21 protein-coding genes are annotated in these 22,169 nt (G+C 74.2%); 7 read left to right on the top strand and 14 right to left on the bottom strand.

The window, feature by feature from the left end; genetic code table 11:
* The first annotated feature begins 24 nt into the window (after nt 1-24).
* Genes F7P10_RS38640 through F7P10_RS38625 form a run of 4 tightly spaced genes read left to right on the top strand, consistent with a single transcriptional unit; the run spans nt 25 to nt 4,898 of the window.
* Nucleotides 25-1,578, top strand: a complete 1,554-nt coding sequence (locus tag F7P10_RS38640; protein WP_151016967.1) for an ABC transporter substrate-binding protein — start codon at nt 25-27, stop codon at nt 1,576-1,578.
* Nucleotide 1,579: 1 nt separating this feature from the next.
* Nucleotides 1,580-2,527 (top strand): ABC transporter permease, encoded by a 948-nt coding sequence (locus F7P10_RS38635; RefSeq protein WP_151016966.1) that lies wholly within the window; start codon nt 1,580-1,582, stop codon nt 2,525-2,527.
* Nucleotides 2,524-3,369: an ABC transporter permease gene (locus F7P10_RS38630; protein ID WP_151016965.1), complete on the top strand. Its 846-nt coding sequence runs from the start codon at nt 2,524-2,526 to the stop codon at nt 3,367-3,369. Before F7P10_RS38635 ends, F7P10_RS38630 begins: the two co-directional genes overlap by 4 nt.
* Complete coding sequence (locus tag F7P10_RS38625; protein ID WP_151016964.1) at nt 3,366-4,898, top strand: ABC transporter ATP-binding protein; 1,533 nt, start codon at nt 3,366-3,368, stop codon at nt 4,896-4,898. Before F7P10_RS38630 ends, F7P10_RS38625 begins: the two co-directional genes overlap by 4 nt.
* A gap of 40 nt (nt 4,899-4,938) precedes the next feature.
* Here the strand turns inward: F7P10_RS38625 and F7P10_RS38620 are convergent, their stop codons facing one another.
* Nucleotides 4,939-6,450 (bottom strand): potassium/proton antiporter, encoded by a 1,512-nt coding sequence (locus F7P10_RS38620; protein WP_151016963.1) that lies wholly within the window; start codon nt 6,448-6,450, stop codon nt 4,939-4,941.
* Between the two features lie 605 nt (nt 6,451-7,055).
* Between F7P10_RS38620 and F7P10_RS38615 the strand changes: the two genes are divergently transcribed.
* Nucleotides 7,056-7,667, top strand: coding sequence for an HNH endonuclease family protein (locus F7P10_RS38615; protein ID WP_254716242.1), 612 nt, complete (start codon nt 7,056-7,058; stop codon nt 7,665-7,667).
* A gap of 90 nt (nt 7,668-7,757) precedes the next feature.
* Here F7P10_RS38615 and F7P10_RS38610 read toward each other — a convergent pair whose 3' ends face one another.
* A complete protein-coding gene (locus F7P10_RS38610; protein ID WP_151016962.1) occupies nt 7,758-8,396 on the bottom strand; it encodes a DUF305 domain-containing protein in 639 nt (212 codons plus the stop codon).
* A 251-nt stretch (nt 8,397-8,647) separates the two neighbouring features.
* On the opposite strand from F7P10_RS38610, the gene F7P10_RS38605 reads away from it, so the two are divergent.
* Nucleotides 8,648-10,006: an LVIVD repeat-containing protein gene (locus F7P10_RS38605; RefSeq protein ID WP_254716241.1), complete on the top strand. Its 1,359-nt coding sequence runs from the start codon at nt 8,648-8,650 to the stop codon at nt 10,004-10,006.
* Between the two features lie 208 nt (nt 10,007-10,214).
* Entirely contained in the window at nt 10,215-10,988 is a 774-nt protein-coding gene (locus F7P10_RS38600; RefSeq protein WP_218040262.1) for a hotdog domain-containing protein, read from the top strand.
* 33 nt (nt 10,989-11,021) lie between these two features.
* Here F7P10_RS38600 and F7P10_RS38595 read toward each other — a convergent pair whose 3' ends face one another.
* Genes F7P10_RS38595 through fabG form a run of 12 tightly spaced genes read right to left on the bottom strand, consistent with a single transcriptional unit; the run spans nt 11,022 to nt 22,164 of the window.
* Entirely contained in the window at nt 11,022-11,723 is a 702-nt protein-coding gene (locus F7P10_RS38595; protein ID WP_254716240.1) for a TetR/AcrR family transcriptional regulator, read from the bottom strand.
* A 55-nt stretch (nt 11,724-11,778) separates the two neighbouring features.
* Nucleotides 11,779-12,999, bottom strand: coding sequence for an acetyl-CoA C-acetyltransferase (locus tag F7P10_RS38590; RefSeq protein WP_151018572.1), 1,221 nt, complete (start codon nt 12,997-12,999; stop codon nt 11,779-11,781).
* A gap of 11 nt (nt 13,000-13,010) precedes the next feature.
* Nucleotides 13,011-13,463, bottom strand: coding sequence for a MaoC family dehydratase (locus F7P10_RS38585; RefSeq protein ID WP_151016959.1), 453 nt, complete (start codon nt 13,461-13,463; stop codon nt 13,011-13,013).
* Entirely contained in the window at nt 13,460-13,885 is a 426-nt protein-coding gene (locus F7P10_RS38580) for a MaoC family dehydratase (RefSeq protein ID WP_151016958.1), read from the bottom strand. Before F7P10_RS38580 ends, F7P10_RS38585 begins: the two co-directional genes overlap by 4 nt.
* Complete coding sequence (locus tag F7P10_RS38575) at nt 13,882-14,295, bottom strand: MaoC family dehydratase (protein ID WP_151016957.1); 414 nt, start codon at nt 14,293-14,295, stop codon at nt 13,882-13,884. Before F7P10_RS38575 ends, F7P10_RS38580 begins: the two co-directional genes overlap by 4 nt.
* Complete coding sequence (locus F7P10_RS38570) at nt 14,292-16,247, bottom strand: ABC transporter ATP-binding protein (RefSeq protein WP_151016956.1); 1,956 nt, start codon at nt 16,245-16,247, stop codon at nt 14,292-14,294. The genes F7P10_RS38575 and F7P10_RS38570 overlap by 4 nt, the downstream gene beginning before the upstream one ends.
* Entirely contained in the window at nt 16,244-17,110 is an 867-nt protein-coding gene (locus F7P10_RS38565; protein ID WP_151016955.1) for an ABC transporter permease, read from the bottom strand. The genes F7P10_RS38570 and F7P10_RS38565 overlap by 4 nt, the downstream gene beginning before the upstream one ends.
* Nucleotides 17,107-18,075, bottom strand: coding sequence for an ABC transporter permease (locus F7P10_RS38560; protein WP_151016954.1), 969 nt, complete (start codon nt 18,073-18,075; stop codon nt 17,107-17,109). Before F7P10_RS38560 ends, F7P10_RS38565 begins: the two co-directional genes overlap by 4 nt.
* A gap of 52 nt (nt 18,076-18,127) precedes the next feature.
* A complete protein-coding gene (locus F7P10_RS38555) occupies nt 18,128-18,706 on the bottom strand; it encodes a hypothetical protein (RefSeq protein ID WP_151016953.1) in 579 nt (192 codons plus the stop codon).
* Nucleotides 18,682-19,680, bottom strand: a complete 999-nt coding sequence (locus F7P10_RS38550; protein WP_151016952.1) for an ABC transporter substrate-binding protein — start codon at nt 19,678-19,680, stop codon at nt 18,682-18,684. Before F7P10_RS38550 ends, F7P10_RS38555 begins: the two co-directional genes overlap by 25 nt.
* A complete protein-coding gene (locus tag F7P10_RS38545) occupies nt 19,677-21,437 on the bottom strand; it encodes an AMP-binding protein (RefSeq protein WP_218040261.1) in 1,761 nt (586 codons plus the stop codon). The genes F7P10_RS38550 and F7P10_RS38545 overlap by 4 nt, the downstream gene beginning before the upstream one ends.
* A complete protein-coding gene (fabG, locus tag F7P10_RS38540; RefSeq protein ID WP_151016951.1) occupies nt 21,421-22,164 on the bottom strand; it encodes a 3-oxoacyl-ACP reductase FabG in 744 nt (247 codons plus the stop codon). The genes F7P10_RS38545 and fabG overlap by 17 nt, the downstream gene beginning before the upstream one ends.
* Nucleotides 22,165-22,169: the final 5 nt, after the last annotated feature.

Below are 22,169 nucleotides of genomic sequence, written 5' to 3'. Positions count from 1 at the left end.
CGAGGACACCCCGGGAAGGATCCGATGAACAGGCCTGTCCAGGTACCGGACGATCTCGCGCGGGGCATCGGCAGGCGCGGCCTCCTCACGGGGATGGGCGCGATCGCGGCGGCCGGGCTGCTCGGCGGCTGCGGCTCCGGCGGCGGGGACGGCGCCCGGCGGTTCCGGGCCGCGTTCGCCGCGGGCGGCTCGCAGGAGACGATGGACCCGCACGTCGCGCCCAACTTCGTCGACCAGGTCCGGGCCAAGGCGATGTTCGACACGCTCGCGACGTTCGGCGACGACATGTCGATCCGGCCGCGGCTGGCCGAGTCGTGGGAGAGCGACGCGTCCGGGAAGCGGTGGCGGGTGCGGCTGCGGGAGGCGCGGTTCCACGACGGCGCGCCCGTCACCGCCGAGGACGTCCTCTTCACCTACCGGCGGGTCGCCGACCCCGGCACCGGGTCGCCGTCCCAGCAGCTGATGTCGGCGGTCGACTTCGCCGCGAGCGGGGCGAGCGGGCCGCGGGAGCTGACACTGGTGCTGAAGGAGGCCGACTTCGGGTTCCCGCGCGCGCTCGCCGGCGTCGGCACCGAGGTCCTCCCGACGGGCACGACGAGTTTCCGGAACCCTGTCGGCTCCGGGCCCTTCCGGTTCGGCTCCTTCACGCCCGGCGGCCCGGCGCTGTTCAAGCGCTGGGACGGGCACTGGGACACCGTCCCGAGGGTCGCCGAGCTGGAGATCGTGCCCGCGAACGAGGAGGCCGCGCGGGTCAACGCCCTGCTGTCCGGGCAGGTGCACTACGCGGCCGACCTCGCGGGCGCCGCGGTGAACCGGCTCAAGGGCGAGAAGTCGGCGCGGCTGCTGAGCGCGCCGCGCGCGACCGCGCAGCAGATCCTGCTGAGCCGGGGCCGCGAACCGTTCTCCGACCTGCGGCTGGTCGAGGCGTTCCAGCTCGGCATCGACCGGGCGGCGCTGGCCCGGATCGCGCTGGCCGGGCAGGGCGAGCCCGGCAACGACCTGTTCGGCAAGGGCCTGGACGGCTACCCGGCGGACCTGCCGCCGCGCGAGCGCGACGCCGACCGCGCCCGCGCGCTCGTCCGCGAGGCGGGGGCGGACGGCCTGGAGGTCCCGCTGCAGACCAGCACGCTGGACGCCGCGTGGGAGCCGGCCGCCGCGCTGATCGCCCGGCAGCTCGGCGAGATCGGGCTGAAGGTCGTCCCGCACACCCTCGCGGCGCCGACGTACTTCAGCGAGATGAAGGAGCGCCGGAGCGTCGCCGCGTTCAACACCACCTCGACCCTGCCGGTCACGACCTTCCTGGAGCAGCGGCTGCGCGGGGGCGCCGCCCGGAACCTGACCGGGTTCGCGTCCGGTGAGTTCGACGAGCTGCTCGACCGGGCCCGCACCACCCGCGACGACGCCGCCCGCGCGGAGCTGCTGCACCGCGCCCAGCGCATCGCGCGCGACGAGTCCGGCCTGGTCGTGTGGGGCTTCTCCGACGCCAACGACGCGATCTCCGCGGACGTGCGCGGGCTGCGGGCGGCCCCGCCCAACTCCCACGACTGGGCCAGGTTCGACCGGGTCGCCCTCGGCTGAGGTGGGCCGCTACACCGCCCGGCGGTGCCTGCTCGCGGTCGTCCAGTGCCTGGTCGTCCTCGTCGCGGTCTTCGCGCTCGGGACGCTGCTGCCCGGCGACACCGCGGGCGTCCTGCTCGCCGAGCAGGGCACGCCCGAGCAGGTCGCCGCGCTCCGCGAGCGGCTCGGGCTGGACCGGCCCGCGCCGGACCGGTTCGGGGACTGGCTCGGCGGCCTGCTCACCGGCGACCTCGGACGGTCGCTGCTGACGAACGTCCCGGTCGCCGCGGAGCTGGGCCGCCGGCTCACCGACACGCTGGTGCTGGCCGCGCCCGCGTTCGTCCTCGTGGTCACGCTCGCGCCGCTCCTGGGTGTCGTCACCGGGCTGCGCGAGGGCACCCGCCTCGACCGGCTGCTGAACGCCGCGGCCGTCCTGCTGCACGCGGTGCCCGAGTTCGTCCTCGGGCTGCTGATGATCGCGTCGCTGTCGCTGGCCACGGGGCTGCTCCCGGCCACGGCGGTCGGGCTGAACGGCACCGCGCTGCTCGCGCAGCCCGCCGTCCTGGTGATGCCGGTGGCGGTACTGGCGGCCCGGCAGCTGTGCGACCTGGCCCGGCAGATCCGGGCCGGGGTCGCCGCCCAGCGGGACGCGCCGCTCGCCGAGCACCTGCGGCTGCTGGGCATGCGCGAGCGCACCGTGGTCCTGCGGCACGTCGTGCCCAACGCGCTGGGACCGGCCGCGCAGCAGTTCGCGCGCTGCGTGGAGGGGCTGCTCGGCGGCGCCGTGCTGGTGGAGGCGCTGTTCGGCGTGCAGGGGCTCGGGACGGGGTTCGTCGAGGCCGTGCAGAACCGCGACGTCCCGCTGGTGCAGGCGTACGCGCTGCTGTTCGCCGGGACGGCCGTCGCGGTGCACCTCGCCGGGGACCTGGTGTCCCACCGGCTGGCGCCGCGCAGGGAGGTGACGGCGTGAAGGGCGGGGCGGGGCGGCGGGCGCTCCGCCCGCGCCGGGGACGGTTCGGGCCGCCGCCGCTCGCGGTGCCGCTGCTGGGGGTGCCGCTGCTGCTCGCGGTGGCCGGGCCGCTCGTGGCGGGCCCCGCCGACCCGCCGCCGGGCACGGCGGCGCTGCCCTCGCAGCCGCCCGGCGGCGGCCACCCGCTGGGCACCGACCTGCTCGGCCGCGACGTGCTCGCGCTCGTCCTGCACGGCGGCCCGTCCGTCCTCGGCACCACGGCCGGGGCGCTGCTGCTCGGCTACGCGGCCGGGGTGCCGCTGGGCCTGCTGGCGGCGGGCGCGCGGCGGCTCGTCGACGAGCTGGTGATGCGGTCGCTGGACCTGCTGCTGGCGCTGCCCGGCCTGCTCGTGCTGATGACGCTCGCCGCCACCGACCACCGCGGCCGGCTCTGGCTGCTCGCCGCCGCCGGGACGCTGCAGATCCCGCCGATCGCCCGGCTGGTGCGCGGCGCCGCGCTCGCCCCGGCCGCCCGGACGACCGTGGAGGCCCTGCGCATGCAGGGGCACGGCTGGTGGTACGTCCACCTGCGCCATCTCGCCCGCGAACTCGCCGCGCCGATCGCGACGGACGCGGGCGCCCGGTTCGCGATCGTGCTGTACCTGCTGGCGTCGGCGAACTTCCTCGGGCTCGGGCTGCCCGCCACGTCACCGGACTGGGCCGTCCTCATCGAGCGCAACGCCGACGCGCTGTTCACGCAGCCCGCGGCGGTGCTGGTGCCCGCCGGGCTGCTGATGTCGCTGTGCGTCGGCGCCAACCTGCTGGTCGACCGCGCGCTGGCGAACCGGAGGACCCCCCTGTGACCGCACCGCTGCTGGAGATCCGCGCCCTGTCGGCGCACGCCGCGCGCGTCCCGCTGCTGGAGGGGGTCGGACTGACCGTCGCCGCGGGCACGATCGCCGCGGTCGTCGGGCCGTCCGGCAGCGGCAAGACCACCCTCGGGCTCGCCGCGCTCGGCGCCTCCCGGCCGGGTATCCGGCTGGGCGGCGAGGTGCGGCTGGACGGCGCCGACCTGCTCGCCGCGCCCGAGCCCCGGCGCCGCGTCCTGCGCACCGGCACGGCGGGGCACCTCCCGCAGCATCCGGAGACCGTCCTGGACCCGGTCCGCCGCATCGGCGGCCCGCTCGCCGAGCTCGCCGCGCTCCGGCACCGCGCCCGGCCGGACCGGCGGGCCGCGGCGCGGGCGGCGCTGGCGACGGCGGGGCTGCCCGGCCCGGAGTTCCCGCGCCGCTTCCCCCACCAGCTCTCGGGAGGTCAGCAGCGGCGGGCCGCACTGGCGTCCGCGCTGGTCACCGGTGCGCGGCTGCTGGTGCTCGACGAGCCCACCAGCGGCCTGGACCCGGTCACCGCCGCCGCGCTCGGCGACCGCCTGGACGCTCTCGCCGCCGACGGCACCGCGCTGCTGCTGCTCACCCACGACCTGCCGCTCGTCCGGCGGCTCGCCGCGCACGTGACCGTGCTCGAGCACGGGCGCGCGGTGGCGCAGGGACCGCCGGAGCGCGTGCTCGACGCCCCGTCCGGACGGCGCGCGGCGCCCCGCCCGGCACCGGCGGTGACCGCCCGGTCCGCGGCAGGCGTGACCGCGGCGGACGTCGCGGTCCGCCGCCGCACCGGGCGGTCGCCGCTGGCCGGGCCCGTCTCGCTGTCCTTCCCGCCGGGCACCGCGACCGCGCTGATCGGCCCGTCCGGGGCCGGCAAGACCACGTTCGGACGGGTGCTGGCCGGGCTCACCCCGCCCACCGCGGGCGCCGTCGCGCACGACGGCGTCCGGCTGGCGCGCCGGGTCGGGCGCCGGTCCGCGGCCGGGCGCCGGGCCGTCCAGTACGTCCACCAGAGCGCCGCCGAGTCCTTCGAGGCGCACCGCCCGGTGCTGTCGCAGATCGCCGCCACCGGGCGGCTGCTGCGCGGCCTGCCCCCGGCCGCCGCCGAGGCGGAGGCGCGCGGCGTCGCCGCCCGCCTCGGCCTGGACGGCGCCCAGCTCGGCCGGCTCCCCGCCGCGCTCTCCGGCGGCCAGCTGCAGCGCTGCGCTCTGGCACGGGCGCTCATGGCCCGTCCCGCCCTGCTGGTGTGCGACGAGGTGACCTCGGCGCTGGACGAGCCGACCCGCGACCGGGTGCTCGACGAACTCCCCGGCCTGCTCCCGGCGGACGCGGCGCTGCTCCTGGTCACGCACGATCTCGCCGCGGTGCGGCGGGCGGCCGCCACGGTCGCCGTGCTGGACGGCGGCCGGTGCGTCCAGCACACGGGCCTGCGCGAGTTCCTGGCCTCGCCGTCCCCGGGAGCGGCCGCCGATCTCGTCCGGGCCGACCGGGAGCGGAACTGCCGGTCCTGACCGCGGGGAGGGGCCCGGGCCGTCGGGGATCCGTCAGGGATCACGTGGGCTCTCCGTCCCGGTCGCCGTACTCGCCGAGCCAGTAGGCGAGCCGCCCCCGGCGGCCCACCGCGCGCAGCCGTCGCTCCGCGGCGTCCCGCGCCGCCTCGGTGGCGACGATCAGGACCTCGTCCCGCTCGGCCAGGCGCGTGTCGGGGGCCGGGACCATGGCGGCGCCCGCGCGGATGATGAGCGTGATCGAGGCGGCGGCGGGCAGCCGCAGCTCGGCGATCTCCACGCCGTGCAGCCGGGAGCCTGGCGGGACGGTCAGCGTGAGCAGGTCGGCCCCGAGCACGTCCAGCGGCGCCGCCTCGACCTGCAGCTCGCGGGCCTGCCCGGGCGAGATCAGGTGCAGCAGCCGCGCCGCCGTCGGCAGGCTGGGCCCCTGGACGAGCGTGAACACCATGACCAGGACGAACACGATGTGCAGCAGCTCCCACGCCCCCTCGACCCCGGCGACGATCGGGAACGTGGCGAGGACGATCGGCACCGCCCCGCGCAGCCCGGCCCAGGACAGGAACGCCTGCTCGCGCCAGGGGACGCGGAACGGGATCAGGCAGGCCAGGACCGAGACCGGCCGCGCCACCAGCAGCAGGACCAGGCCCACCACCAGCGCCGCCACCGCCGCCTCCGGCAGCCGGGCGGGGCTGACCAGCAGGCCGAGCATGACGAACAGGCCGATCTGCGCCAGCCAGCCGACCCCCTCCGCGAAGGACCGGGAGGCGCCGCGGTGCGGCAGCCGGGCGTTGCCCAGCACCACGCCGGCCAGGTACGCGGCGATGATCCCGCTGGCGCCGACCGCCCCGGCCCCGGCGAACGCGACGACCCCGAACCCCACGGTCGCCAGCGGGTAGAGGCCGGTGGCGGGCAGCGCGATCCGCCGCAGCGCGACGACCCCGAGCCATCCGATGACCAGCGCCAGCGCGGCGCCCACGACCAGCTGGTACAGCAGTTCGGCGAAGACGTGTCCGGGCCCCGGAAGCCCCGTGGCGGTACTGCTGAACGCCAGGACGAGGATGATGGTCGGCGCGTCGTTGAACCCCGACTCGGCCTCCAGCAGGCCGCTGAGCTTGGGCGGCAGCGGCAGCGCCCGCAGGACGGCGAACACCGCCGCGGCGTCCGTGGACGACACGATCGCGCCCAGCAGCAGGGCCAGGCGCCACTCCATGCCCAGCAGCAGGTGCGCTCCGGTCGCGGTGAGGAGCACCGAGACGCCGACGCCGGCGGTGGCCAGTACCCCGGCCGGGGCCAGCAGCCGCCGCGCGCCGCTCCACGGGGTGGTGAGACCGCCCTCGACCAGGATGAGGGCCAGCGCGCCGGTGCCCAGCGCCTGCGCCAGCTGCGCGTCGTCGAACCGCAGCCCCAGCCCGCCCTCGCCCATGATGACGCCGACGGCCAGGAAGAACACCAGGCTGGGCAGCCCCGCCCGGTACGCGACGCGCGCCGCGGTGATGCTCGCCAGCAGCACCCCGCCGCCGATCAGCAGCACCACGTAGAGCTGCTGCAGGGTCATCGCGCGGTCCTCCCGCCGCCGCGGCGGGCGGCGCCGGCGAGGCGGGCGGGGGAACCGTCCGGAGCGCGCGGCGGGAGGAGGGCCGGGACGGACGGCGCCGTCCGGCCGGACGCGCCGCACGGCGGCCCGGCGGCCCCCGCGCCGCCCGCCAAGTGCCCCCCTGCCACTGCCCCTCCCCCGGTCGGCGTGGTACGGCGCGGGCCTGCGGCATGCCGCCGCGACCGGCCACGAACGATCTTCTTCACCGTGCCCGCCCTGCGAGCGCGCATGCCGCGGAGCACCTCCACCGGATCGGCGGAAGCCGCCCCTGCGGAACGCCCCCGCCCGCTTTCCCGGAGCCGTTCCCCGCGCCCGTTTCCGTTCACGCTCCCTTGCTGCCCGCCGCAGGTGGGGAACGTCCTCGGCCGATCCATTTTCGGGCGGACCGAATTCGTCTCAATAAACGGTCCGAAATATCGGGCGTCACGACCTCGCACGGGTCATCACGCACCGTAAGTAACCAGACATTTCGCGTTTTACATCTCGACGTTTATGCATAACGGACATAGGAGACGCTGCGCCTGAATCCCCCCGTCGAGAGGTCTCCCGTGAAAAGACTCCCCGCCGTGACCGCCCTGGTGGCCACCGCCGCCACCGCCCTCGTGGCCGCCGGGTCCCCGGCCGCCGCCGCTCCCCCGCCGCCTCCGGGCGAGTCCACCGCCCGCGGCCACCTCGCCGCCCTCACCGTCCGGGCCGAGGGGTCGATGAGCGGCTACGACCGCGAGAAGTTCCCGCACTGGATCGACCAGGGCTCCAACTGCAGCACCCGTGAGACGGTCCTCAAGCGCGACGGCCAGAACGTCACGGTCGGCTCGGACTGCTACCCGACGAGCGGCTCCTGGTACAGCCCGTACGACGGCGCCACCTGGACCCGCGCGTCCGACATCGACATCGACCACATGGTGGCGCTGGCCGAGGCATGGCGGTCCGGGGCGTCGGGCTGGACGACGTCCCGCCGCCAGGCGTTCGCCAACGACCTGGGCAGCTCGCAGCTGTGGGCCGTCACCGACAACGTCAACCAGTCCAAGAGCGACCGGGACCCGGCCGAGTGGAAGCCGTCACGCACGTCCTTCCACTGCATGTACGCCCGGTCGTGGATCGACGTGAAGTGGCGCTACGGCCTCAGCGTCGACTCGGCCGAGAAGAGCGCCCTCACCGGCATGCTCAACAGCTGCTGACGGAGCGCCCGAAGGGAGTCCCGGAGCCCGCGGGTTCCGGGACTCCGCCGTTCCCCCGGGCCGCGGCCCCGGGACGGCGGCCCCGGGCCGTCACTCCGCCAGCAGCTCCCGCATCCGGCCGATCTCGGCGGCCTGGCCGGACTGGACGTCGCGGGCGAGTTGCTGGATCGGTACGTCGGTGCCCTTGTCGAGGACGTCGTCGACCATGGTGAGCGCGCCCTGATGATGGGTGATCATGAGCGTGAGGTACAGCTCGTCGAACGCGGCGCCGCGCGCCTCCTCCAACCGCTCCATCTGCTCCGGCGTGGCCATGCCGGGCATGTCGGCGTGCCGCCCGCCGTGGTTCTCGCCGTGGGCCTCCAGGACCGCCTTGGGGTTCTCGTCCAGCCACGACTTCATCATCGCGATCTCGGCCTTCTGCGACACGTCGATGCGGGAGGCCAGCGACCGCACCCGCTCGTCGAACGCCCGGTCCGGCGCCAGCCGGGACATCTCCAGCGCCTGCGCGTGGTGCGGGATCATCATCTGGACGAACTCGACCTCGTCCGCCGTCGGCTGCGCGGCCTCGCGCGGGCCCGCGACCTCGGTCCGGTTGGCCTCGCCGGGCCGTCCCGGCACCAGCACGGTCCGCGGCGGGGCCGCCTCCGGCTCGTCGACGCCGCCGCACGCCGCCAGCACGCCGGCGGCCAGCACGACCGCCATGCCCGCCACCGTGATCCGGTGCCGCATCGAACCTCCCACGCCCGACCGGAGACTCGAACGGTAGCCGCGGAACGGGCCCCAGGAAAAGGGGCTGTTGATCACACGTCCCCCGGTTCGCGAGCAGGCCTGTACACCACTCCCGAAACACTACATACTCCTAAGGAGTATAGAAATCTGTCATCGGGGGCCATGCAGACGAAGGAGTCAGGGTGGCGTCAGCTCCCAAGCGAAGAACCGGGCGCGGGATACTCTTCGGTGCCCTTTCGAGCATCGCGCTGATGATCTCGGCGCTGCTCGTTCCGGGGGCCTCGGCCGACCGCGTTCCGCCGGCGGAGGACATCAGCAAGACCCGGAACATGCACCACCTGGCGAACATCCCCAAGCAGGGGCCGCTCGCCGCGCCGAACGCGTACGGTTCCGACTGGGCCTTCAAGGGCCGGTACGCCTTCGGCGGCAACTACGAGGGCTTCACCGTCTACGACATCAGCCGGCCCCAGCGGCCGAAGGTCGTCAGCGTGGTGCACTGCCCGGGCTCCCAGAACGACGTGTCGATCGCCGGGGACCTGCTGTTCCTGTCGACCGACAGCTCGCGCAGCGACGACTCGTGCCGGTCGACGCCCAAGCCCGCGACCGAGAAGTCGGCGTGGGAGGGCATCAAGATCTTCGACATCAGCGACGTGCGCAACCCGCGCTACGTCAAGGCCGTCGAGACCAAGTGCGGCTCGCACACCAACACGCTCGTCCCGGGCAAGCGCACGGCCTACATCTACGTGTCCTCATACTCCCCCAGCGACACCTACCCGGACTGCAAGACCCCGCACGATCTCATCTCGATCGTGAAGGTGCCGCTGAAGTACCCGAAGTGGGCGCACGTGGCGGCGGAGCCGGTGCTGTTCCCCGACGGCGGCAACCCCGGTGACCCGCCGGGCACGCCGTGGCCCGGCCAGACCAGGGCCACCTCGGGCTGCCACGACCTGACCGCCTACCCCGACAAGGACCTGATGGCCGGGGCCTGCATGGGCGACGGCGTGCTGTTCGACATCTCCGACCCGCTCAAGCCCCGGACGATCACGAGCGTGCGGGACGACGAGAACTTCGCGTTCTGGCACTCGGCGACGTTCAACAACAGCGCGTCCAAGATCGTCTTCACCGACGAGCTGGGCGGCGGTTCCGCGGCCACCTGCAACGCGGAGATCGGGCCGGAGAAGGGCGCCAACGCCATCTACGACATCGTCGGCAAGGGCAAGCACCGCAAGCTGGAGTTCCGCAGCTACTACAAGATCCCGCGCCAGAACAGCGAGAACGAGAACTGCGTGGCCCACAACGGCTCGCTGATCCCGGTGAAGGGCAAGGACATCATGGTGCAGGCCTGGTACCAGGGCGGCATCTCGGTGATGGACTTCACCGACTCGCGCAGGCCCAAGGAGATCGCCTGGTTCGACCGCGGCGAGTGGGCCGACAACCTGGAGTACCTGGCCGGATCGTGGTCGACGTACTACTACAACGGCTACATCTACTCCAACGGCATCCAGCGGGGACTCGACGTCATCGACCTCCGGGACCCGCGCACCGACAAGGCCAAGCGCGTCCGGCTGGACGTGCTGAACGCCCAATCCCAGCCGAACTACTTCGACTGATCCGACGGCGCGTCTGATCCGACCGCAGCACTGATCCGACCGCACGACCCTCGGCCCCGCGGAGTGACGAGCTCCACGGGGCCGAGGCCGTCCGCGGCGGCGCCCGCGTGTGAGAATGAGTTCTCATAGAAGAGAACGAGATTCTACCCCTGGGGGGCGCCATGGGCACCGGACGGCGGAGTCGGCGGACGGGCACGGAGGCACCGCGGTGAGCGTCGGCACCGACCGGGACGGCCGGGGCCACATCCTCAGCGAGCTCGGCCTGTCGGCCGTGGAGGCGGGCGAGGAGCTGCACGGCACGGCCGAGGTCACCCCGCACATGCACGCGCCGGGCACGCCGCACCTGCGGACGTCCGTCCTCGCCGCGTGGGCCGACAACCTCACCGGGCTCCTCGCCGCCCGCGTCATGAACCCCCGCGTCCCGGTCACCATCGAACTCGACGTCCACCTGTACGCTCCCGGGCCCGCGGCCGGGACGGTGCGCGGCATCGCCCGGACCGTCAAGGCGGGGCGCTCCATCTTCGTGGCCGGGGTCGACTTCGTGTCCGGCGACGGCGAGCCCGTCGCGATGGCGGCGGGCTCGTTCATGCTCGCGCCCGACCCGGCGGTCCGGCTCCCCGCCCGCCTCAGCATCGACGCCCCGCCGCCGCGGCGGCGGCTCGCGGTCCCGCTCGCCGAGCGGGCCGGCTGCCGGCGCGGGGAACCCGGCACGGCGGTCCTGCACCGTTCCGAGGACGGCCTCAACTCCTCCAGGACCGTCCACGGCGGGCTCCTCGCCCTGGTCGCGGAGGAGGCGGCGCTGTCGCTGGCGCCGGGAGACACGGTGGCCTCGCTCGGGCTCCGCTACCTGCAGCCCGTCCGCGTCGGCCCGGTCGTCGCGACCGCGCATCTCGGCGGCGGGCTCGGACGGGCCGTCCTGCGCGACTCCGGGAGCGACGACCGCCTCTCGGTCATCGCCACGATCCGGACCTTCGGCCGCTGAGCCGCCGCCCCGCCGGGCCCCGGCCCGGCGGGGTCACAGCGCCCGCGCGGCGTGCGGGTCGCCCGCCTCCCCCTCCGCTCCGGCCGGGACGATCGTGCGGAGGCAGAACTCGGTGATGCGCCGCAGGTCGCGCTCCGACGGCTCGGTCCCGCTCCACACGTAGTCCCCCAGCTTGCCGAAGGTCGCGTGGGCGGCGAGCGAGGCGTCGAAGACCGGATCGGCGCTGCCGAGCTCGCGGAAGGGTCCGGGCAGCAGCTCGGCCAGGCGGGCGCTGCCGATCGCCGGCGTGGCACCGATCATCTCGCTCGCCGCGCCCGCGTTCCACAGGACGGCGCGCGTGGTCGCGGCGATGTCCTCGCGGGTCTGGGAGAACACCCCCCGGACCCAGCACCGCACCTTGCCGTCGGGGGCCGGCTCCTTGGCCATCTGGTGCGCCACGTAGCCGTACAGCCGCTCGGTCCCGTCCTCGAGCAGGGCGGCGACCAGCGCGTCCTTCGAGCGGAAGTGGCGGTAGAACGTCTCGTTCGACGACCCGGCGGCGCCCACGATGTCGGCCACGCGCGGGCGCGACGCCGTGCCGCGCTCCTTCATGACCTCGAGCGCGGCGTCCAGGAGGCGCCGCACCTCGCTCGTGTACGCGGCCCCGCGCTTGGCCAGGGTGCGCTGCGCGATCCGGCTCGCGATGTCGTCCGTCGCGGTGTCGTCCACGGGCCCGGAAGTCGAGTTCTCGCTCACACGAATCATATTCTTCCATCGCCCCGACCAGGCGCAAACCCCGGCCGCGGCCCGCTCAGCCGAGACGTTCGATGATCAGGGCCATCCCCTGGCCGCCGCCCACGCACATCGTGACCAGCCCGGTCGACCGGTCATGGGTGCGCAGCGAGTTCAGCAGCGTGGCGGTGATGCGGGCGCCCGTCATGCCGAACGGATGCCCGACCGCGATCGCGCCGCCGTTGACGTTCAGGCGGTCGATGTCCACGCCCAGCGCCCGGTAGGACGGGACGACCTGCGCGGCGAAGGCCTCGTTGATCTCCACGAGGTCGATGTCGGAGATCGACATGCCGGCCCGGGCCAGGGCCCGCCGGCTCGCCTCCACCGGCCCCAGGCCCATGATCTCCGGCGACAGGCCGGAGACGCCGGTGGCGACGATCCGGGCGAGCGGCGCGATCCCGAGGGCGGCGGCCTTGGCGGCGCTCATGACGACCAGCGCGGCGGCGCCGTCGTTGAGGGGGCAGCAGTTCCCGGCGGTCACCGTCCCGTCCGGCCGGAAGACGGGCGGCAGGGCGGCGACCTTCTCCAGCGTGGTGCCCGGGCGCGGCCCGTCGTCGGCGTCGACGACCCGGCCGTCCGGCAGGGTCACCGGGGTGATCTCCCGCCGCCAGAATCCGTCGGCCGCGGCCTTCTCGGCGAGGTTCTGGCTGCGGACGGCGAACTCGTCCTGCTCCCTCCGGGTGACGCCGTGAAGCCGCGCGACGTTCTCGGCGGTCTGCCCCATGGGGATGTAGACGTCCGGGAGGAACCCGGCGGCCCGCGGATCCTCCCAGTCTCCGGCGCCCTCCTCGCCGCGCCGCCGGGTGCGCTCGCGGGCGTCGTCGAACGCGGGGTTCCTGGTGCCGGGAATCGAGTCGCTGCATCCGGCCTCCAGCCGGGACACGCACTCGACGCCGGCGGAGACGAAGACGTCGCCCTCGCCCGCCCGGACGGCGTGGAAGGCCATGCGCGTGGTCTGCACGGAGGACGCGCAGTAGCGGGTGACCGTCGCGGCCGGGACGCGGTCGAGGCCGAGCGTCACCGCCACGACCCGTCCCATGTTGTACCCCTGCTCGCCGCCGGGCCGGCCGCAGCCCAGGTAGAGGTCGTCGATCTGGTCGCGGTCCAGTCCGGGGACCTGGGCCAGCGCCGCGTCGACCATGGCGGCGGCCAGATCGTCGGGCCGGACGGACGCGAGGGAGCCCTTCCGGGCCCGCCCGATGGGTGATCGCGCCGCTGCGACGATGACGGCGTCCCGCATGGTGTCGCCCTTCATTCGGCATACCGGGAGATGGCCTCGGCGACGCAGACGGGCTTCGCCGACCCGTCCGCCTCGACGGTCACGGCATAGGTGGCCTGCACGGTCCCGTCGGGGCGCTCGTCGACGTCCCGCACGACCAGCCGCGCCCGGACCCTGGAGCCGGCACGGAGCGCGGCGGGGAACCTGACCTTGCCGAGCCCGTAGTTGATCCGGACGTTCGCGCCGTCCACCCGCAGGAGTTCCTGCATGAACGCGGCGACCAGCGACAGGGTCAGGTAGCCGTGGGCGACGGTGCCGCCGAACGGGCCGGACGCGGCGCGTCCGGGGTCGGTGTGGATCCACTGGTGGTCGCCGGTGGCGTCGGCGAAGGCGTCGATCCGGTCCTGGCCGACCTCCTGCCAGCCGGTGGGGCCGAGTTCGGTGCCGGTCAGGTCGCGGAGCCGCGCGAGCGGAACCGTCGTCATGCGTCCTCCTGTGCTGCGGTCGGTGCGGGTCCGACGAACGGTCCGGTCGCCTCGGCGACGAGCACGGTGCGTTCGTCGTCGCCCGCGGTGGCGGTGAAGCGGCAGTCGGCCATGGTGACGCCGCCGTCGGTCCGGGTGCCGGTCACGGTCCCGACGATCGTGACGGTCTCGCCCGCGAGCGTGTTCCCGACGAACTTCGCCTCGAGCCGCCCCCGGGCGTACCACAGGTCGAGACCGGACAGCCCGACCATCCGCTGGACGACCGGGTCCAGCAGGAACATCGCCTGCGCGATCGTCCCGCCGAACAGCGGGCGGGCGACCTCGGGGTCGGTGTGGATCGCACCGGATCCGCCGCCCACCCGGCCGAAGTCGTCCAGCATCTCCTGCGTCACGACGAAGCGGACCGGTTCCATCGCGGTCATGAGCGCGTCCCTTCGGCGGGCGGCCAGACGAACGTCTTGCGGGCGGTCAGCACCCGCTCGCCACCGGAGCCCCGCACCGCGTGCTCGACGACGACGTACAGGCGTCCGCGCCGTTCGAACTTGTCGGCGATCGACACCCGCACCTGGAGGTCGTCGTCGAGGTCGGGGCGGGAGTGGAACTCGATGGACTCGCGGGCGTGCACGGTGCCCGTGGGAAGGTGCACCGCCTCCTTGACCGGGATCAGCGTGTCGAGGCTGAGCGGCGCGACGCCGTCCGGCCCGTACGGGTCGCGGCCCCGGCCGACGACGGCGGCGTAGTCGGCGGCCTTGGCCCGGGACAGGCCCAGCGGGATCGGCGGGTACTCGTGGCCGATGGTGAGGCCCTCCCACGATGTGGCGGGGTCGGTCATCCGGCGGATTCCTCGCTCTCGTGCGCCGGCCGCCTCCGGGCGGCCGGATCGGGGATCGGGACGGCGGACAGCAGCGTCCGGGTATAGGTGTCGCGCGGGCGGTGGCAGACGTCGTCGGAGTCGCCGAGCTCGACGATCCGGCCGCGGTGCACGACGGCGATCCGGTCGCTGATGTGCCGGACGACGGCCAGGTCGTGCGCGATGAACAGGTAGGAGGTGCCGGTCTCGCGCTGGATCCGCTCGAGCATCGTGATGATCTCGGCCTGGGTGGAGACGTCCAGGGACGACACCGGCTCGTCGAACGCGATCAGCGCGGGCCCGACCGCGAGCGCGCGGGCGATCGCGATCCGCTGGAGCTGGCCCCCGGAGAACTGGTGCGGGTACTTGCCGAGGTCGGCGGCGTGCAGGCCGACCATCTCCAGCAGCTCCACCAGCCGCGCGCGGCCCCGTTCGGCGCCGTCCCACATGCCGTGGATGCGGAGCGGCTCGGCGAGGGAGGCGGCGACGCGCCGGCGCGGGTCGAGCGACGCGTAGGGGTCCTGGAAGACCATCTGCACGTGGCGCCGCAGCTCCCGCAGCCGCCCGCGGTTCATCGCGGTGACGTCGTCGCCCCGGAACGTGACGGTGCCGGCGGTGGGTTCCTCCAGCCGCAGGGCGCAGCGCGCGATCGTGGACTTCCCGCTGCCGGACTCGCCGACGATCCCGAGGGTCTCGCCGCGCCCGACCCCGAAGCTGACGCCGTCCACCGCGCGGTGGCCGCCGCGGCGGGAGAGCAGCCCGCCGCCGAACTCCTTGACCAGGTCCTTGATCTCCAGGACGGGCGTGCCGTCCCCGGCGCCGGAGGGCTGCTCCCGCGGCGCCTCCACGACGCGGAGCGCGGCCGTCCGGACGCCGTCCAGTTCGGACGTGCGGTGGCAGCGGGCGTGCGAGCCGGACGGGCCCTCCGGCGGGTCCTCGGACGGGATCGGCAGCAGGGACGGGAGTTCGGTCCGGCACCCGGCGGCGTCGGCGGCGAGCGGGCAGCGCGGATGGAACGAGCAGCCGCCGGGGCGTTCGGTGATGGGCGGGGGCGCGCCCGGGATGCCCGGCAGTTCCTCGTCGCGGGGATGGTCGAGCCGCGGCACGGCCTGGATGAGGCCGTGGGTGTAGGGGTGCGACTGCCGGGCGTAGACCCGGTCGGTCGGGCCGGACTCGACGATGCGCCCGCTGTACATGACGTAGAGCCGGTCGGTGAAGCCGGCGACGACGCCGAGGTCGTGGGTGATGAGCAGGATCGCGAGCCGGTCCTGCTCGACGAGCCGGTCCAGCAGCTCGAGGATCTGCGCCTGGACGGTGACGTCGAGCGCGGTGGTCGGCTCGTCCGCGATGAGCAGTTCGGGCTCGCCCGCCAGCGCCATCGCGATCATGGCGCGCTGCCGCATGCCGCCGGAGAACTCGTGCGGGTAGGCGCCGGCCCGGCGGCCGGGGTCGGCGATCCCGACGTGGCCGAGCAGGTCGACGGCACGCGCCCGCGCCGCCTTGCGGCCGGCGGCGGGGTCGGCGGCGCGCACCGCCTCGCCGATCTGGTCGCCGATCGTGTAGACGGGGTTCAGCGAGGACAGCGGGTCCTGGAAGATCATGCCGATCCGGCGGGCGCGCACCTCGCGGATCCGCCGGGACGGCGCCGTGACCAGGTCCTCGCCGTCCAGCAGGATGCGGGAGGCGGGGTCGATCCGGCCGCCGCGGTGCTCGATCAGCCGGCCGACCGCCATCGCGGTGACGCTCTTGCCGGAGCCGGACTCCCCGACGAGCCCGACGCGCTCTCCCGCGCGGACGTGCAGGGAGACGTCCGCGACGGGAACCGCGGCCCCGCCGCCGACCGTCACCCGCAGGTCCCGCACGTCCAGCAGCGCGTCGGGGGCGGGGCCGCCGGTCGTCTCGGCCCCGGTGAGGGTGCTCGTGCCGTCGGTCATGCGCTCGTCTCCATCTCGTGCTTGGTGAGGGGATCGGAGACGCGCTGCGCCCAGTTGCCGAGCAGGTTGGCGCACAGCACGGCGAGGGCCAGCAGGATCCCGGCGAACGTGGAGACCCACCACTGGTTGGTGAGGTAGTCGCGGCCCTCGCCGAGGATCGTGCCGATCGAGATGGCGGGCGGCTGGACTCCGAAGCCGAGGAAGCTCAGCGTCGCCTCGGCCAGCATGAGGCGCGCGGCCTCCAGGGTCGCCATCGAGACGACCTGCGGCAGCGCGTTCGGCAGCAGGTGCCCGAACATGACCCGGCGCGGGGTGGCGCCGAGGTTGATCGTCGCGATGACGAAGTCGTTGCCGCGGAAGCGCAGCACCACGCTCCGGGTGAGCCGCGCGTAGATCATCCAGGAGTTGAGGCCGAGCACCCCGACGATGACGATCATGCCGCCGCCCGCGATCGCCACGATCGTCATGGCGAGCAGCAGGGCGGGGAACGACATCTGGACGTCGGCGAGCCGCATGATGACCGCGTCCACCCGGCGCCCGTAGAAGCCGGCGGCGAGCCCGGCGGTCACGCCCGTCACCGCCCCGACCAGGACGGCGAGCAGCCCGACGAGCAGCGTCGTGCGCAGCCCCTCGGCCAGCCGGATCCACAGCGGGCGGCCCAGCTGGTCGGTGCCGAGGACGCCGCCGTCGCCGCCGAGCCAGGACGGCGCCTGCAGGCGGCGCGTCACGTCCACGGCGGTGGCCTGGTCGCCGAACAGCAGCGGCGCGCCGAAGGCGAGCAGGCAGAGCGCCGCGAACAGGACGAGCACCCCGGCCATGAACGGTTCCCGCGCGAGCGCGCGCATGAGTTCCCGTGCTCTCACAGGGTCGCTCCCTTCGGCGAGCGCACGACCTTCGCGGGGCGCACCTCGGTGCGCGTCCGCGGGTCGAGCCAGAAGCTCAGCAGGTCGGCGACCAGGTTGAGGGAGGCGACGACCACGACCGCGACCACCACGACGGCCTGCACGACGAAGATGTCGCCGCGTTCGAGGGCCTCGGCGGCCAGCCGTCCGATGCCGGGCCAGGCGAACACGATCTCGATGGCGACGGCCGTCCCGACGAACAGCCGGCTGAGCTCGTAGACGCCGAGGGTGACCGAGGGGATGGCCGCGTTGCGGAGCATGTGCCGCAGCGCGACCCGGGTCTCCGACAGCCCCTTCGACCGGGCCGTCGTGACGTACTGGCGCCCGCGCTCGGCGATCATCGACGAGCGCATCATCTGCGTCTGGTGCGCGAACGGGCGGATCGCGAGGATCGCGACCGGCAGGATCAGGCTGGCCGGGTGGCCCGGCAGCGCGGCCGTGGGCACCAGGCCGAACTGCACCGCGACCAGCATGATCAGCATGATCGCCAGCCAGAACTCGGCGAGCGAGATCAGCCCGTAGCCGAGGACGTTGACGGCGTTGTCGAGCCACGAGCCGGGCCGCATCGACACCAGGACGCCGCAGCCGACGCCGAGCAGCACGCCGATCAGGGTCGCGGGCAGGGCGAGCGCGGCGGTGGCGGGCAGGCTCTCCAGGACGAGGTCGAGGGCGGGTTCGCCGAGCCAGATGGAGGTGCCGAAGTCGCCGCGGAGCGCGTCCCAGAGGAAGGACAGGTACTGCACGAGCAGGGGCTCGTCGAGCCCGAGCTGCCGCCGGAACGCCTCGATCTCCTCTTCGGGCGTCCCGACCGGCAGCGCGGTGCGCGCCGGGTCGGTCGCGACGTACATCGCGACGAAGACCACGGCGGTGGCACCCAGGATGACCAGCGCGAACTGCGCGATCCGCTGGATCAGGTAACGCACCATCGCCGGCTCCTTTCCGGTGGTGGGGGTGGGGGTGGGGTGGGCCGCGGGCCCGTCAGGGGGCGATGCGGATGCCGGAGAACACGATCTTGTTGTCGCGGCGGACGTCCCAGCTCACCGATTCCTGGGCGCCCCAGATCTGGTGGTAGCCGTACAGCCAGACGAACGCGTCGGACGCGCAGACGGCCCGGGACGCCTCCCGCTGGAGCGCCTGCCGCCGGTCGGGATCCTCGAGCGACCGGGACTCGCCGATGAGGCGGGCCACCTCCGGGTACCGCTCGTGCGGGAACGTGCTGAGCGAGGAGGAGTCGGAGACGATGCTGTCGAAGGGCTGCAGCACGTTCCACTGGTCGACGTTGACGCCGATCAGCGCAGCGTCCGGACGGCCGGCGCCGGTCGCGTAGATCTCCGCGAGCCAGTTCTGGTTGTTGAGGATGCGCAGCTCCACCTCGAGGCCGGTGCGCTCGATCTGGGCGGCCGCGGCCTCCACGATCTCCCGCGACTTCGGGTACCGTCCCTGCACGCTGACCAGCCGGATCTTCGTGCCGTCGGCGCCCGCCGCACGGACGAGCGCACGCGCGGCGGCGATGTCGTGGGGGGTGGTGTCGTTCAGTGCGGGGTCGTGCCCGACCACGCCCGGGGGCGCGAACTGGCACTTCGGGTCGACGCTGTACTTCTCCCCACGAGCGCCTCGCGCAGCGTCCGGCGGTCGACCGCCATGTTGATCGCGCGGCGGACGCGGGGGTCGGCGGTCGCCCCGCCGAGCCCGTTCAGCCGCAGGACCACCGTCTCCAGGACGGGCGCCGAGACCTCCTTGGGCAGCTGCCCGACGAGCTCGCGCGGGATGTCGTAGGCGATGTCGATCTCCCCGGCGCGCAATCCCGCGATCTCGCTGGACGCCTCAGGCCGGGAGATCACCTCGACGCGCCGGTCCGGCGGCGGCCCGGCCCAGTGCTCCCGGAAGGGTTCGAGCAGGATGCTGTCGGTGGACTTGCGGACGAACCGGTACGGACCGGTCCCGGTGGGTTCGTCCGTGAGCGCGTCGCCACCGTCCTCGCGCGCCTTGACCGGCGGGACCATCATCAGGTTGGTCAGGTTGAGCAGCAGGTCGGGCACGTGCCCGTCGGTGTCGATCTCGACGGTGTGGGGCCCGGTCGCCCGCGCCGCCTCGACCCTGGTGAAGTACGAGGCCAGGTCCGCGCTGCGCTCGTCGCCGATGACCCGGTCGACGCTGAACGCCGCCGCCTCCGCGTCGAACGGCTCGCCGTTGTGGAAGGTGACGCCCTCGCGCAGCTCGAATCTGTAGGTGTCGGTGTCCACCGTCTCCCAGGCGGTGGCCAGGGACGGCAGGACCCGGTTCCCGGTGCCGTCCAGCCGGACCAGTCCCTGGTAGACGTTCTCGTGGTTGACCAGGTAGTTGACGTTCGACGTGCTGCGGTGCGGATCCAAGTCGGGGAACGAGGCCGTCACGGCGATCGTGACGTCGTTCGCCGACGTCCCGGCGCCGTCCGCGCCGGACAGCACGCCGCAGCCGGACACCGGCAGCAGGGCCGCCAGCAGCACGCAGGCCGCCCGCCGGGCACGGCCGATCCCGCTCGCGATGGTCATCGCGCCTCCTTCGGCGCCAGCTCCGATTTCTTGATCTTTCCGGTGGCGGTCATCGGGAGTTCGTCGACGATCCGGATCCGCGGCACCTTGTAGGGCGCCATCTGCTCCCGCGCCCACGCGGTCAGCGACGCCGCGTCGAGGCCGGCGTCCGGCTCCGGACGGACATGGGCCAGCGGCAGCTGCCCGGTCGCGGGGTCGTCGACCGGGACCACCGCCACGGCGCGCACGCCGGGATGCCGGCCGAGCAGGGACTCCACCTCGGCCGGGAAGACGCTCATCCCGTTCACCTTGATCATTTCTTTGCGGCGGCCGAGGTAGCTGAGGCAGCCCCGCCCGTCGACGCGCCCGTTGTCGCCGGTCCGCAGCCACCCGTCGCGCAGCACGTCCGCGGTGGCCTCCGGAGCGCGCCAATACCCGGTGAGGGCGGACGGGGTCCGCAACCAGATCTCGCCCGCCTCCCCGATCGGGCGCGGTGCGCCGGTCTCGGGGTCGACCACCATGAACTCGGTGCCGGGGACGGGCAGCCCGCAGAACACCGGTTCGGAGCGCAGGTCGGCGTCCCCCTCCTGGAACCCGCGGGTGAAGGTGTCGGAGGTGTGGCTCTCGGTCATGCCGTACGACCCCTCGCGCAGGACGCTGTGCGCGCCGACCGCGCGCCGCCACCGGTCGCGCACGTCCGGGGTGAGCTTGCGGACGAACGACATCGCCCGCACGTGCCGCAGCGTCGACAGGTCGCGGCCGGAGAACGTGGGGTGGTCCATCAGCTCGACGTAGTTGTCGACCGTGCCGCTCATCGCGGTGGCGCCGTACCGCCCGACGGCGTCCAGGACGGCCGCCGGGTCCCAGCGGCCCATCAGCACCGTCGTGCTCCCGGTGAGGAGCGGGACGAGGACGCCGGAGTTCTCCCCGGAGATCCAGAAGATCGGCGTGTAGATGATCAGGACGTCGGACGGGCCGGTGACGCCCCATCCCGCGGCGCTCCCGGCGGCCGTGTAGAGCATGTGCCGCTGGGTGTGGACGCAGCCCTTGGGCAGGCCGGTGGTGCCGCCGGTGTAGTTGAGCGCGGCGGGGGCGTCGAGGTCGGCGGGCCGCCGCCCGAGGCGGACGGAACGTTCCACCTCCGCCCAGCCGCTCGGCGGGGCGTCCGGGCCGGGGGCCGTCCACGAGCGCGGCAGCGGCAGGTCGGGCCGGTCGGGCAGCATGTCGGACACGGCGGTGACGAGCGTCTCCCGCACGGCTGTCCCGTCCCGGACGTTCTCGACCAGCGGCGCGACGGTGTCCTGGACGACCAGGACCTCGACGCCCGCGTCGGCCAGTTCGTGCCGCAGCTCCTGCTCACGGAACATCGGGTTCACCGGTACGTGCACGGCGCCCAGCTTGAGGATCCCCAGCATCGCGATCACGAACTGGGGGCAGTTGGGCAGGCACACGCCGACCCGGTCGCCGGGCCGGACGCCGCGGGCCTCCAGCCAGCCGCCGAACCGGTCGCTGAGCTCGTCCAGGTCGCCGTAGGTGAGGACGCGCCCGTAGAACACGATCGCCGGGTGGCCGGGGTCGCGTTCGGCGTGCGCCCGCAGGTAGTCGGTGACGGCGCGCTCGCCGAGCGGGTAGCGCGTCTCGCGCGGCATCTCCGCGGGCCAGGCGGCCTCCTGGCGGCGGCGCAGGTCCGCCAGATGGGCGTCGACCTCGCGGGCGTCGATCGCGCGGGCGCCGGCCGGTGGCGCACCGTCCCCGCGCGCCTCAGATGTGGCGGCCACCGGTCACCTCTAGAACCGTTCCGGTCATGTAGCTGGACAGGTCGGACGCGAGGAAGAGCGCGACGTTCGCGACCTCGCCGGGCTCCCCGGCACGCTGCATCGGGATGTCCTTCTCCCGCTGCTCGAGGATGTCCCGCCGCATCGCCGCGGTCATCGCGGTGCGGATGAGGCCGGGCTGGATCGCGTTGACCCGGACGCCCAGGTACGCCGTCTCCTTGGCCGCGGCCTTGGTCAGGCCGACGATCCCCGCCTTGGCGGCGCTGTAGTTGGTCTGCCCGATGTTGCCGACCTTGCCGGAGATCGACGACAGGTTGACGATCGATCCGCTCCCCTGCTCGCGCATGGCCAGGGACGCGGCGCGGGTGCCGAGCCAGGCGCCCCGCAGGTGCACGCCGACCACCGCGTCGAAGTCGTCCGCCGTCATCTTGCGCATGGTCGCGTCGCGGGTGATGCCGGCGTTGTTCACCATCACGTCGAGCGACCCGAACTCGGCGACGCACGCGGCGACGAGCGCCTGGACGTCCGTCTCGGAGGTGACGTCGCAGCCGCGGGCCACCACCCGGGCCCCGGCCGCGGACAGTTCCGCGGCGGTGCGCTCGGCCCGCTCGGCGTCCAGGTCGCCGATCAGCACGCGGGCGCCCTGCTCGGCGAAGACGCGGGCGGTCTCGCGGCCGATGCCCTGCGCGCCTCCCGTCACCACCGCGTTGCGTCCTTCCAGCAATGACATGTCGT

The sequence above is a fragment of the Actinomadura sp. WMMB 499 genome (assembly GCF_008824145.1).
In the GTDB taxonomy this organism is placed as follows: Bacteria; Actinomycetota; Actinomycetes; order Streptosporangiales; family Streptosporangiaceae; genus Spirillospora.
This window is presented reverse-complemented; position numbering and strand designations above follow the sequence as displayed.

Excerpts from the sequence above, each read along its gene's own strand:
- F7P10_RS38580 (WP_151016958.1), bottom strand. The coding sequence starts at position 13,885 with ATGACCGCGATGGAACCGGTCCGCTTCGTCGTGACGCAGGAGATGCTG.
- F7P10_RS38585 (WP_151016959.1), bottom strand. The coding sequence starts at position 13,463 with ATGACGACGGTTCCGCTCGCGCGGCTCCGCGACCTGACCGGCACCGAA.
- F7P10_RS38610 (WP_151016962.1), bottom strand. The coding sequence starts at position 8,396 with ATGCGGCACCGGATCACGGTGGCGGGCATGGCGGTCGTGCTGGCCGCC.
- F7P10_RS38640 (WP_151016967.1), top strand. The coding sequence starts at position 25 with ATGAACAGGCCTGTCCAGGTACCGGACGATCTCGCGCGGGGCATCGGC.
- F7P10_RS38570 (WP_151016956.1), bottom strand. The coding sequence starts at position 16,247 with ATGACCGACGGCACGAGCACCCTCACCGGGGCCGAGACGACCGGCGGC.
- F7P10_RS38550 (WP_151016952.1), bottom strand. The coding sequence starts at position 19,680 with ATGACCATCGCGAGCGGGATCGGCCGTGCCCGGCGGGCGGCCTGCGTG.
- F7P10_RS38590 (WP_151018572.1), bottom strand. The coding sequence starts at position 12,999 with ATGCGGGACGCCGTCATCGTCGCAGCGGCGCGATCACCCATCGGGCGG.
- F7P10_RS38575 (WP_151016957.1), bottom strand. The coding sequence starts at position 14,295 with ATGACCGACCCCGCCACATCGTGGGAGGGCCTCACCATCGGCCACGAG.
- F7P10_RS38620 (WP_151016963.1), bottom strand. The coding sequence starts at position 6,450 with ATGACCCTGCAGCAGCTCTACGTGGTGCTGCTGATCGGCGGCGGGGTG.
- F7P10_RS38560 (WP_151016954.1), bottom strand. The coding sequence starts at position 18,075 with ATGGTGCGTTACCTGATCCAGCGGATCGCGCAGTTCGCGCTGGTCATC.
- F7P10_RS38605 (WP_254716241.1), top strand. The coding sequence starts at position 8,648 with ATGATCTCGGCGCTGCTCGTTCCGGGGGCCTCGGCCGACCGCGTTCCG.
- fabG (WP_151016951.1), bottom strand. The coding sequence starts at position 22,164 with ATGTCATTGCTGGAAGGACGCAACGCGGTGGTGACGGGAGGCGCGCAG.